This is a genomic window from Streptomyces sp. NPDC058576 (assembly GCF_042718715.1).
In the GTDB taxonomy this organism is placed as follows: domain Bacteria; phylum Actinomycetota; class Actinomycetes; order Streptomycetales; family Streptomycetaceae; genus Streptomyces.
In genome coordinates this window covers 87,433-97,814 of the sequence record NZ_JBHXPF010000007.1, presented here as the reverse complement: position 1 = coordinate 97,814, position 10,382 = coordinate 87,433, and the positions used below count along the sequence as shown (strand labels likewise).

11 protein-coding genes are annotated in these 10,382 nt (G+C 73.1%); 3 read left to right on the top strand and 8 right to left on the bottom strand.

Annotated elements, in window-relative coordinates:
- Positions 1–189: 189 nt before the first annotated feature.
- The 5 genes from ACFWRV_RS08250 to ACFWRV_RS08230 all read right to left on the bottom strand — a co-directional run bounded on the left by ACFWRV_RS08250 (position 190) and on the right by ACFWRV_RS08230 (position 5,138).
- Positions 190–1,824, bottom strand: coding sequence for a DEAD/DEAH box helicase (locus tag ACFWRV_RS08250; protein WP_384330045.1), 1,635 nt, complete (start codon positions 1,822–1,824; stop codon positions 190–192).
- A 196-nt stretch (positions 1,825–2,020) separates the two neighbouring features.
- Entirely contained in the window at positions 2,021–2,224 is a 204-nt protein-coding gene (locus ACFWRV_RS08245) for a cold-shock protein (RefSeq protein ID WP_003969786.1), read from the bottom strand.
- Between the two features lie 265 nt (positions 2,225–2,489).
- A complete protein-coding gene (locus ACFWRV_RS08240; protein ID WP_384330042.1) occupies positions 2,490–3,647 on the bottom strand; it encodes an acetyl-CoA C-acetyltransferase in 1,158 nt (385 codons plus the stop codon).
- Between the two features lie 27 nt (positions 3,648–3,674).
- Positions 3,675–4,286, bottom strand: coding sequence for a TetR/AcrR family transcriptional regulator (locus ACFWRV_RS08235; RefSeq protein ID WP_384330039.1), 612 nt, complete (start codon positions 4,284–4,286; stop codon positions 3,675–3,677).
- Between the two features lie 63 nt (positions 4,287–4,349).
- Positions 4,350–5,138, bottom strand: coding sequence for an SDR family oxidoreductase (locus ACFWRV_RS08230; protein ID WP_384330036.1), 789 nt, complete (start codon positions 5,136–5,138; stop codon positions 4,350–4,352).
- Positions 5,139–5,250: 112 nt separating this feature from the next.
- Here ACFWRV_RS08230 and ACFWRV_RS08225 point away from each other — a divergent pair, with 112 nt between their 5' ends.
- Together ACFWRV_RS08225 and ACFWRV_RS08220 are read left to right on the top strand one after the other, a co-directional pair.
- Positions 5,251–6,396 (top strand): acyl-CoA dehydrogenase family protein, encoded by a 1,146-nt coding sequence (locus ACFWRV_RS08225; RefSeq protein ID WP_384330033.1) that lies wholly within the window; start codon positions 5,251–5,253, stop codon positions 6,394–6,396.
- Positions 6,396–7,382 (top strand): acyl-CoA dehydrogenase family protein, encoded by a 987-nt coding sequence (locus tag ACFWRV_RS08220; protein ID WP_384330030.1) that lies wholly within the window; start codon positions 6,396–6,398, stop codon positions 7,380–7,382. Before ACFWRV_RS08225 ends, ACFWRV_RS08220 begins: the two co-directional genes overlap by 1 nt.
- 12 nt (positions 7,383–7,394) lie before the next feature.
- Here the strand turns inward: ACFWRV_RS08220 and ACFWRV_RS08215 are convergent, their stop codons facing one another.
- Genes ACFWRV_RS08215 through ACFWRV_RS08205 form a run of 3 tightly spaced genes read right to left on the bottom strand, consistent with a single transcriptional unit; the run spans position 7,395 to position 9,274 of the window.
- Positions 7,395–7,916, bottom strand: a complete 522-nt coding sequence (locus ACFWRV_RS08215; RefSeq protein WP_384330027.1) for a pyridoxamine 5'-phosphate oxidase family protein — start codon at positions 7,914–7,916, stop codon at positions 7,395–7,397.
- Positions 7,917–7,961: 45 nt separating this feature from the next.
- The gene (locus ACFWRV_RS08210; protein ID WP_384330024.1) at positions 7,962–8,528 is read right to left on the bottom strand and encodes a HutD family protein; all 567 of its coding nucleotides are present in this window, start codon (positions 8,526–8,528) and stop codon (positions 7,962–7,964) included.
- Positions 8,525–9,274 (bottom strand): vWA domain-containing protein, encoded by a 750-nt coding sequence (locus ACFWRV_RS08205; protein ID WP_384330022.1) that lies wholly within the window; start codon positions 9,272–9,274, stop codon positions 8,525–8,527. Before ACFWRV_RS08205 ends, ACFWRV_RS08210 begins: the two co-directional genes overlap by 4 nt.
- Before the next feature lie 153 nt (positions 9,275–9,427).
- Between ACFWRV_RS08205 and ACFWRV_RS08200 the strand changes: the two genes are divergently transcribed.
- Positions 9,428–10,345 carry a rhomboid family intramembrane serine protease gene (locus ACFWRV_RS08200; RefSeq protein WP_384330019.1) on the top strand — a complete coding sequence of 306 codons (918 nt, stop codon included), beginning with the start codon at positions 9,428–9,430 and terminating at the stop codon, positions 10,343–10,345.
- Positions 10,346–10,382 lie beyond the last annotated feature (37 nt).

Below are 10,382 nucleotides of genomic sequence, written 5' to 3'. Positions count from 1 at the left end.
GCCCCCTCACTACCCGGGGCGGGCGTTGGTGTCCGCCCCCCCCCTCCCCCCCCCGGCCCGTGGGTGTTCTCCCCCCACCCCCCCCCCCCCCACCCCGGGGTTCCCGGTTGGCGCCCCAAGCCCCGGTCCGGGGCTTTCGGGGCTCTGCCCCGGACCCCGGTCCTCAATCGCCGGACGGCTGGATTCGTCCTACGCGGCCCGACGGCCCCGGGCAGGCGCGCCGGAGCGGCCGGTGCCGCGGGCCTCGCCGCCCGAACGGCCCGCGCCACCGGAACGCGCACCCTGAGCACCGCCCCCCGCACCCGCACCGGACCCACGCCGTCCGCGCCCCCGGCTGCCGGACCGCACCGTGCCGCCGCCGGAACCGGAACCCGCCGCACCGCCCGACCGCGTCCGCTGCTTCGGCGGAGTCGGCTGCGGCACCTCGATCACGATCGCGATGCCCGAAGGCTCCCGCGCCCCCGTGATCCGGCCCAGCTCAGCGTCGCTGGAGGTGACCCGCGTGGTGCGCGGCGCGATGCCCGCGTCCTGCATCAGGCGCGTCATCTCCCGCTTCTCCTCGGGCAGCACCAGCGTGACGACGCTGCCGGACTCCCCGGCGCGCGCGGTGCGCCCACCGCGGTGGAGGTAGTCCTTGTGGTCGGTCGGCGGGTCCACGTTGACGACCAGGTCGAGGTCGTCGACGTGGATGCCGCGGGCCGCGACGTTCGTCGCGACGAGCGCGGTGACCTGCCCGTTCTTGAACTGGTCGAGCGTCCGGTTGCGCTGCGGCTGCGAGCGCCCGCCGTGCAGGGCGGCCGCCCGCACGCCGCTGGCGAGCAGCCGCTTGGCGAAGCGGTCGGCGGCGCGCTTGGTGTCGACGAACATGATCACCCGGCCCTCGCGGGCGGCGATCTTCGTGGCGACGGCCTTCTTGTCGGTCTCGTCCAGGACGTGTAGCACGTGGTGCTCCATCGTGGTGACCGCACCGGCGGACGGGTCGACGGAGTGCACGACCGGGTCGGTGAGGAACATCTTGACGAGCCGGTCGATGTTCTTGTCGAGGGTCGCGGAGAACAGCATCCGCTGGCCGTCCGCCTCGACCTGCTTGAGCAGGGCGACGACCTGCGGCATGAAGCCCATGTCGGCCATCTGGTCGGCCTCGTCGAGGACGGTGATGGAGACCTCGTCCAGGCGGCAGTCGCCGCGCTCGATGAGGTCCTTGAGCCGCCCCGGGGTGGCGACGAGCACTTCGGCCCCGCGCCGCAGGGTGGCGGACTGCTTGGTGATCGACATGCCGCCGACGACGGTGGCGAGCCGCAGGTTCACGGCGGTCGCGTACGGGGTCAGCGCGTCGGTGACCTGCTGGGCCAGCTCGCGCGTGGGCACGAGGACCATGGCGAGCGGGGCGCGCGGCTCGCTGCGGCGGCCGGCGGTGCGGGCCAGCAGCGCCAGGCCGAAGGCGAGGGTCTTGCCGGAGCCGGTGCGCCCGCGGCCGAGGATGTCCCGGCCGGCCAGCGAGTTCGGCAGGGTCGCGCCCTGAATCGGGAACGGCTCGGTGACGCCCTGCGCGGCGAGGGTCTTCAGCAGCGCGGCGGGCATGTCCAGGTCGGCGAAGGCGTCGACGGACGGCAGCGCGGGGGTCACGGTCTCCGGCAGGGCGAACTCGCCCTGCGGCGGGGTGGCGCGGCGACGGGCCGGGGGCTTGGAGCCGCCCTGGGCCTTGGAGCGGGGTGCGCCGCCACGGCCGTTCGAGGGAGCCTGGGGGCCTGCGCCCTGGCCGCGGCCTCGGCCGCGGGCCGGTCGGGAGCGGGGGGTGCGGTCCTGGCGTTCGGAGCTGGTCATACGGAATTGCCCTCCTGGGGGATTCCTGGGCAACTGCCGAATGGGTTTGGTGCGATGTGCCGGCCGGGCCGTCCGGGTGCGCCCCCAGGATGTGCGCACAGAACGGGTTGGTGCGACGCGTGGTCGCTCGGACAGCACAAACCGGGGCCCGCACCTCACGGTGCGGGCCCCGGTCAGCGAGGTACGCGTCCGGCAATTAGGCCGGGACGATGTTCTCCGCCTGCGGGCCCTTCTGGCCCTGCGTGACGTCGAAGGAGACCTTCTGGCCCTCCTGGAGCTCACGGAAGCCCGAGGTGGCGATGTTGGAGTAGTGGGCGAAGACGTCGGCGCCGCCGCCGTCCTGCTCGATGAAGCCGAAGCCCTTTTCCGAGTTGAACCACTTCACGGTTCCAGTAGCCATGTCATTCTCCTAAAAGAGGTGCAGTGCCGGAAATCCGCACTTTACGGATTCCAAGTCGCCGCATTGAGCCCCATCCGGAGAAAGCCGGAAAACAATAAAGCGCCTGAGGAAGCATTCCCGTCAGGCGCACATAAAGTTCATGGGTACCAAAACTGCAACGGGAAACACCCTAGCACGTCCTCCCCTCCGGCGGTGGGGCACGCCGCGCCGCAGGAGGGGAAACATGGCTGACCAGAGGGCGTACGGCAGGCGTACGGCAGATGCCTCAGAGCCGCTCGACGATGGTGACGTTGGCCTGTCCGCCGCCCTCGCACATCGTCTGGAGCCCGTAGCGGCCGCCGGTGCGTTCGAGTTCGTGCAGCAAGGTCGTCATCAGCCGGGCGCCGGTTGCCCCGAGCGGGTGACCCAGGGCGATGGCTCCGCCGTTGACGTTGACCCGCTCGGGGTCCGCACCGGTCTCTTTCAGCCAGGCCAGGACGACCGGGGCGAACGCCTCGTTGATCTCGACGAGGTCGATGGCGTCGATCGTGAGGCCGGTCTTCTTCAGGGCGTACGCGGTGGCCGGGATCGGGGCCGAGAGCATCCGGATCGGGTCCTCGCCCCGTACGGACAGGTGGTGGACGCGGGCCCGCGGGGTCAGGCCGTGTTCGGCGACGGCCCGTTCCGAGGCGATGAGCAGGGCGGCGGCCCCGTCGGAGACCTGGGAGGAGCAGGCGGCGGTGATGGTGCCGCCCTCGACGACGGGACGCAGTCCGGCCATTTTCTCCAGGGTGGTGTCGCGGCGCGGCCCCTCGTCAGCGGTGACGTCTCCGTAGGCGACGGTCTCCCGGCCGAAGCGGCCCTCGTCGAGGGCGCGGACCGCCCGCCGGTGGGAGGTGAGGGCGAACTCCTCCATGTCCCGGCGGCTGATGCCCCACTTCTCGGCGATCAGCTGGGCGCCGTGGAACTGGTTGACGGGGGCGTCGCCGTAGCGGGCGCGCCAGCCCTCGCTGCCCGCGAAGGGCCCCTGGGTGAGGCCGAGGGGTTCGGCGGCCTGGCGGGAGGCGAAGGCGATCGGGATCTGGGTCATGTTCTGGGTGCCGCCCGCGACGACGAGGTCCTGGGTGCCGGAGAGGACGCCCTGGGCCGCGAAGTGGAGGGCCTGCTGGGAGGAGCCGCACTGCCGGTCGACGGTGACGCCGGGGACCTCCTCGGGCAGTCCGGCGGCGAGCCATGACGTACGGGCGATGTCGCCGGCCTGCGGGCCGACGGTGTCCAGGCAGCCGAAGACGACGTCCTCGACGGCCGCCGGGTCGACGCCGGAGCGGGCGATCAGCTCCTTCAGCACGTGTGCGCCGAGGTCGGCGGGGTGGACGGCCCCGAGGCCGCCCTTGCGCCGCCCGACAGGGGTGCGTACGGCTTCGACGATGTAGGCCTCGGTCATGGCTGCTGCTCCTCGGGGCGCTCGGGGTCAGGTACGCAGGGCGATGCCGTCCAGCACCATCGAGAGGTACTGGCGGGCGATCTCCTCGGGGCTGTGGTGTCCGCCGGGCCTGTACCAGGAGGCGGCGACCCACACCGTGTCGCGGACGAAGCGGTAGGTGAGGCGGATGTCGAGGTCGTCGCGGAAGGCGCCTTCGGCGACGCCGCGCTCCAGGGTGCCGAGCCAGGCCTTCTCGAACTTGGTCTGCGAGTCGGCGAGGTAGGCGAAGCGCGGCTGGGCGGCGAGGTGTCTGGACTCCTTCTGGTAGATCGCGACGGCGGGGCGGTGCCGGTCGATCTCCCGGAAGGACTCGGTGACCAGGGCCTCGATGGTCTCGCGGGGGCCGAGCCCGGCTGCCAGGACCTCGTCGTAGCCCCGCCAGAGCTCGTCGAGGAAGGTGGAGAGGATCTCGTCGACCATCGATTCCTTGGAATCGAAGTGGTAGTAGAGGCTGCCCGCGAGCATCCCGGCCTCGTCGGCGATGCGGCGCACGGTGGTGGCGTTGTATCCGTGGGCGGCGAAGACCTCGGCGGCGGTGGCGAGCAGTTCGCGTCGCCGCTCGGGTGTGGGGGTCACCTGGGGCTTCTTCTTGGTAGGCACCCGGCCATTGTCCGCCCGCGGCCTGTGTGTTCACGCAGGTGTTCGCGCGGGCGCCGGGCGTGCTCACGCATGCTGACTGCTGACGGGGACGACTTCGCCGGTCATGTACGAGGAGTAGCCGCTGGCGAGGAAGACGATCACGTTGGCGACCTCCCAGGGTTCGGCGTACCGGCCGAAGGCCTCCTTGGCGGTGAGTTCGGCGAGGAGTTCGGCGGAGGTGACCTTGGCCAGGTGGGGGTGCATGGCGAGGCTGGGGGCGACGGCGTTCACGCGGACCCCGTAGTCGGCGGCCTCGACGGCGGCGCAGCGGGTGAGGGCCATGACGCCGGCCTTGGCGGCGGCGTAGTGGGCCTGGCCGCGCTGGGCGCGCCAGCCGACGACGGACGCGTTGTTGACGACGACTCCCCCTCGCCCGGCGGCCTTGAGGGAGCGCAGGGCGGCGCGGGTGCAGCGGAAGGTGCCGTTCAGGGTGACGTCGAGGATCTTCGTCCACTGGTCGTCGGTCATCTCGGTGAGTTCGGCGGTGCCGCCGAGGCCCGCGTTGTTGACGACGATGTCGAGGCCGCCGTGGGTGCGTTCGGCGTGGGCGAAGAGGGCGCCGACCTGCTCCTCGTCGGTGACGTCGCAGGTGAGGTGGGTGACGCGGTCGGGGCCGAACGCCTCGGCGAGGAGGTGGGCGCTCTCCTTCAGCCGGCGGGCGTGGGCGTCGCTGATCACTACGCGCGCCCCCTCCTCCAGGAAGCGGCGGGCGGTGGCGCCGCCGATGCCGGCTCCGGCGGCGGCGGTGACGACGGCGGTGCGGCCGGCCAGCAGCCCGTGTCCCGGCAGGTACGGCGGTGCGCTCGCGCTCATGCCCGTTCCCCCGGCTTCTCGACGGTGTAGGGGTCGTAGGTTAACCTACCAAACACTTGTTAGGGAACTCTCCCGGTGATGGTCACGACGGAGCGGGGAAGGCGGGCCGGTCATGGATCTGGCGCACACGGCAGGGACGAAAGCCCTGCGGGCCGAGGCCCGGGCCTGGCTGCGGGAGCACGTACCGTCCCGGCCGCTGCCCTCCCTGGAGACCGAGGAGGGGTTCGCCGCGCACCGGGAGTGGGAGGCGCTGCTGTACACCGGCCGGTGGTCGGCTCCCTCCTGGCCCGAGGAGTACGGGGGCCGGGGCGCGGATCTCTTCGGCTGGCTGGCGTTCGAGGAGGAGTACTGGGCGGCCGGTGCGCCCGGCCGGGTCTCGCAGAACGGGATCAGCCTCCTCGCCCCGACGCTGCTCGCCCACGGCACGGCACGGCAGCGGGCCCGGGTGCTGCCCGAGATGGCGAGCGGCGAGGTGATCTGGGCGCAGGCCTGGTCGGAGCCGGAGGCCGGCTCCGACCTGGCGGCGCTGCGGTCGCGGGCGGTGCGCACGGGGGGCGGCTGGCTGCTGTCGGGGCAGAAGACCTGGTCCTCGCGGGCGGCGTTCGCGGACCGGGCGTTCGGCATCTTCCGTACGGACCCGGGGGCCGCGAAACCGCACCAGGGGCTGACGTATCTGATGTTCGGGCTGCGGGATCCCGGGGTGACGGTCCGTCCCATCGGGCGGCTGGACGGGAAGCCCGCGTTCGCCGAGATCTTCCTCGACGAGGTCTTCGTACCGGACGAGGACGTCATCGGGGAGCCGGGGCAGGGCTGGCGGATCGCCATGTCGGCCACCGGCGACGAGCGCGGGCTCACCCTCCGCTCCCCCGGCCGCTTCCTGGCCGCCGCCGACCGGCTGGCGGCCCTGTGGCGGGGGGCGGGCGATCCGGCGGACACGGCGCTGCGCGACCGGGTGGCGGACGCGGTGATCGGGGCGCGGGCGTATCAGCTGTTCACGGCGGCCTCCGCGGCCCGGTTCGCGGCGGGGGCGGCGCTGGGGCCGGAGTCCAGCCTGAACAAGGTGTTCTGGTCGCGTTACGACATCGCGCTGCACGAGACGGCCCTCGATCTGCTGGGCCCGGACGCGGAGCTGGCGGACACCGCGTGGGCGGAGGGGTACGTCTTCGCGCTCGCCGGTCCGGTCTACGCCGGGACGAACGAGATCCAGCGCGACATCATCGCCGAGCGGCTGCTCGGCCTGCCGAGGGGACGGCGCTGATGAGCTTCCTGCTCACCGACGAGCAGCGGGAGTTCGGGCGTTCCCTGGACGCGATGCTGACGGCGGCGGACACCCCGGCGGTGCTGCGGGCGTGGGCCGCCGGGGAGCACGGTCCGGGGCGGGCCCTGTGGGGGCGGCTGGCGGACGCCGGGGTGTTCGCGCTCGCCGTCCCGGAGGCGTACGGGGGTCTGGGGCCGCTGCCCGTGGAGAGCGCCGTCGCCTGCGTCGAGCTGGGGCGGCACGCGGTGCCCGGACCGGTGGCGGAGACCCTGGCGGCCGGGGCGCTGCTGGCCGGGGCGGGCGGGCCGGTGGCCGAGGAGTGGCTGCCGGGGATCGTCTCCGGGAGGGCGGTGCTCTCGCTGCGGCTGGAGGGGTACGGGCCGTACGCCCTGGACGCGGACACGGCGGACGCGGTGCTCATGGTGACCGGCGACGAACTGCGGCTCGCGCCGGGGCCCGGGGAGCTGTCGGTGTCGGCGGATCCGGCGCGGCGGCTGTTCCGGCCGGAGGCGGGCGGCGCGCCCGTCGCGAAGGGCCCGGCGATACGGGCGGCGGCACGGGCGGCGGGCGACGCGGCATCCTTCGCCACGGCGGCCCTGGCGCTGGGCTGCGGGGAGGAGCTGCTGCGGGCGACCGTGGCGTACGTGAAGCAGCGCACCCAGTTCGGGGTGCCCGTCGGGTCCTTCCAGGCGGTCAAGCACCGCCTGGCGGACACCCTGCTCGGCCTGGAGTTCGCGCGCCCGCTGCTGTACGGGGCGGCGGTGGAGCTGGCCGAGGGGTCGCCCGGGGCCGGGGCGGCGGTCGCGGCGGCGAAGGTGGCGGCGGGCGAGGCGGGGTACGCGGCGGCCCGCACCGCGCTCCAGTCGCACGGCGCGGTGGGCTACACCGAGGAGCTGGACCTGGCGTGGTGGCTGCGCCGGGCCCGGCCGCTGCGGGACGCGTGGGGCACGCCGTCCGTCTGCCGGGCCCGGGTGCTGGCGGGCTGAGCGGCCCCGGTCTCAGGGGACCTCGACCACCGGGGCGTCGTCGCCGGTCCGGCGTACCGTGCGCAGCGGTCGGCCCGGCTGCCAGGACCGGATGACCAGCGCCTCGCCGTCGAGTCCGATGCGGACCACCTCGGTCAGCTCCGCACGGAAGAGGTGGAAGGGCTCGGGCGGGGTCGCCTCCTCGATGAAGCGGGCGATCACCGCCGGGTCGGTGATCTCCACGGCCCGGCCGCTGACCCGGACGTCCCCGTCGTTCAGCTCGGCGTCGGGGCCAGGGTTGGCGTGGAGTGCGAAGCGCGGGTCGCGGCGCAGGTCCAGGGCCTTGAGGGAGTTCGGCATCATGCCGAGCAGCAGCTCACCGAAGCGGAAGTCGGCCTCCAGGCCGGTGACCCGGGGCGAGCCGTCCTTCCGCAGGGTGGCCAGGACGTGGTGCTTGTAGAGCCGGAAGCGGCGTTGCACGGTGTCGGCGAAGTCGGGCTCGGCGGCGGCGAAGCCGCCCCAGGACAGAGGTGAAGAAGACGTCATGGGCGTCATCGAACACCGGATACCCGACATCCTCCGTCCGGATTCGCCGGGCGATCACACGTGCGAGAAGGTGATCAGCACCGCCTGGCCCATCGTCCGCAGGACCCCGGGCGGCTCCCCGGCCGCCAGCACCGCGTCGTAGCGGTCCAGCCGGACACCGTCCGGCCCCGCCAGCTCCGCGCCGTCGTCCAGGGAGACCGCCAGCACCGCGCCGCCCTCCGGCGGCAGCAGGCGGACGGTGCCGCAGACGACGGCGGTCTCCGCCCGCGTACGGGCCCTGCGGTACATGACGTTGAGGTTGACGACGGGGCCGGCCAGCAGGAAGCCCTCGGTGGGCAGGTCGCCGGGGAACCCGTGCGGCCAGAGGGGCTCGTCGACGATGTGGTGCTCGCCGCCGACGACGAGGTCCATGCCGGCGCCCTCGACCACGGTCAGGATGCGGTCCACGCCGGGGAAGGCGGAGAAGGGGCCGTCGGCGGTGACGTCCGCGAGGCTCACCCGCCAGTCGAAGGCGTCGCTCCCGGCGCCCTCGGGGCCGGTGGCGATCTCCCGGACGATCCCGCCGCCGTTCTTCCAGGGGACGGGTGTGCGGTCGGCGGCGCGCAGGATCCGTACCGTCACCGGACGATCCCCCGCTCCCGGGCGGCGGTCAGCCAGAGCGGGAACTCGGCGACGAGCCGGTCGTACAGCTCGGAGTCCGGGACCTGCCGGGGGTCGAGGCCCGCGTGGAAGTACCCGGCGTTGTCGACGGACCGCTTGGCGGGGACGGCCAGTTCGTCGAGCTTGCGCAGGAAGTCGAACTGGCTGCTGCGGGTGTTGCCGAAACCGACGAACTGCCAGAACAGCGGCAGCTCGGCGGCCTTGCAGAGGTAGCGTTCGGCGGCGAGCTTGTTGATCGGTCCGCCGTCCGTCTGGAAGACGACCAGGGCGGGCGCGGTGGAGCCGCTGTCGAGGTAGTGGTCGATGACGGCGTCCATCGCCAGGTGGTAGCTGGTCTTCCCCATGTGTCCGAGACCCGCCGCGATCTCCTCGATCCGGCCGTGGTGGTTGGCGAGGGCGATGTCGGTGACGGCGTCGACGTCGGTGGAGAAGAAGACGACGGGGACCGTGCCGTCGTCGTCGAGGTTGGCCGACAGGCCCAGCACCCGGTCGGCCAGCGCCTGGACGCTGCCGTCCGCGTAGTAGGGCTTCATCGAGCCGGAGTGGTCGAGGACGAGGTAGACGGCCGCGCGGTGGCCGCCGAGGCCGTGCTTCTCCAGCGAGATCCCGGCGCTCTTGTAGAGGCTGACCAGGGCCGGAGCCGTCTCCTCCACCTTGGTCAGGCTGATGGCCGGGCCCGCGCCCGCGGCCGTGTTCGTACCGTGCATGACGGCTCCCCCCGCTGTGCGTTCCGCGTTCTGCGGAGTTCGAGCGTAGGCCACGCCCGGGCCCCGGGCTCACGGCCCTCCGTGCCGGTTCGCTATCTTGATCGCCGCCGCCCCCACCGGCCCCGTTGCCCACCCCCAGTGAAGGAGCCGGCCATGGAGGCCGCCGCCCCCGCGTGTTACCGCCACCCGTCCACCGAGACGTATGTGCGCTGCACCCGTTGCGAGCGCTACATCTGCCCGGACTGCATGCGCGATGCCTCCGTCGGCCACCACTGCGTGGAGTGCGTGAAGGAGGGGCAGCGTTCGGTGCGGCAGCCCCGTACGGTCTTCGGCGGTGCGGTGTCCCGGGCGACGGCGCCGCTTGTGACGTACGCCCTGATGGCGCTCAACGTGCTGGTCTACCTCAGCGAGGTGGTCAGGCCGGAGATCGTGGACCGGTTCGCGGTGCTCGGCGCGGCCCTTACCGGGCCGGACGGTGAGCAGTACTACTACCGGGGTGACACCTTCCCGGGGTACGAGCTGACGGGCATCGCGGACGGCGAGTGGTACCGGCTGGTGACCGGGGCCTTCCTGCACCTGCCGCCGGACGCCTCGTTCGGGGTGATGCACCTGCTGTTCAACATGTTCGCGCTGTGGAACATCGGCCGGGCGGTGGAGGGGCAGCTCGGCCGGGTCCGCTACCTCGCGCTGTATCTGCTGTCGGCGGTGGGCGGTTCGGTCCTGGTGTACCTGCTGGCCCCGGACACCTCGACGGTCGGCGCCTCCGGTGCGGTCTTCGGTCTTGCCGCCGCGTACTGGGTCATCCACCGGAGGCTCGGCCGTGACATGGCGGCCGTCAACCGCTTCATGGCCGGGTTCCTGCTCTGGATGGTGCTCTCGGCGCTGTTCACCTCGTGGCAGGGGCACCTGGGCGGGCTGCTGACCGGGGCGCTGGTGACGTACGGGCTCGCCTTCGCGCCGCCGAAGCTGCGGAGCGGGCCGGTGCAGGTGGCGGGCGCGGTGGTGCTGCTGGGGCTGTTCGCGGTGGCGGTGGTCGTGAAGACCTCGGCGCTCACCGGCGGCGGCGTCTGAGGTGAACCCATCCCGGGCGCGGGCCGGGGCGCGAAAC

What these genes read in the sequence shown, in the direction of transcription:
- ACFWRV_RS08250 (WP_384330045.1), bottom strand. Translation starts at nt 1,824, where the DNA reads ATGACCAGCTCCGAACGCCAGGACCGCACCCCCCGCTCCCGACCGGCC.
- ACFWRV_RS08225 (WP_384330033.1), top strand. Translation starts at nt 5,251, where the DNA reads ATGGATCTGGCGCACACGGCAGGGACGAAAGCCCTGCGGGCCGAGGCC.
- ACFWRV_RS08215 (WP_384330027.1), bottom strand. Translation starts at nt 7,916, where the DNA reads ATGACGCCCATGACGTCTTCTTCACCTCTGTCCTGGGGCGGCTTCGCC.
- ACFWRV_RS08220 (WP_384330030.1), top strand. Translation starts at nt 6,396, where the DNA reads ATGAGCTTCCTGCTCACCGACGAGCAGCGGGAGTTCGGGCGTTCCCTG.
- ACFWRV_RS08200 (WP_384330019.1), top strand. Translation starts at nt 9,428, where the DNA reads ATGGAGGCCGCCGCCCCCGCGTGTTACCGCCACCCGTCCACCGAGACG.
- ACFWRV_RS08245 (WP_003969786.1), bottom strand. Translation starts at nt 2,224, where the DNA reads ATGGCTACTGGAACCGTGAAGTGGTTCAACTCGGAAAAGGGCTTCGGC.
- ACFWRV_RS08205 (WP_384330022.1), bottom strand. Translation starts at nt 9,274, where the DNA reads ATGCACGGTACGAACACGGCCGCGGGCGCGGGCCCGGCCATCAGCCTG.
- ACFWRV_RS08230 (WP_384330036.1), bottom strand. Translation starts at nt 5,138, where the DNA reads ATGAGCGCGAGCGCACCGCCGTACCTGCCGGGACACGGGCTGCTGGCC.
- ACFWRV_RS08240 (WP_384330042.1), bottom strand. Translation starts at nt 3,647, where the DNA reads ATGACCGAGGCCTACATCGTCGAAGCCGTACGCACCCCTGTCGGGCGG.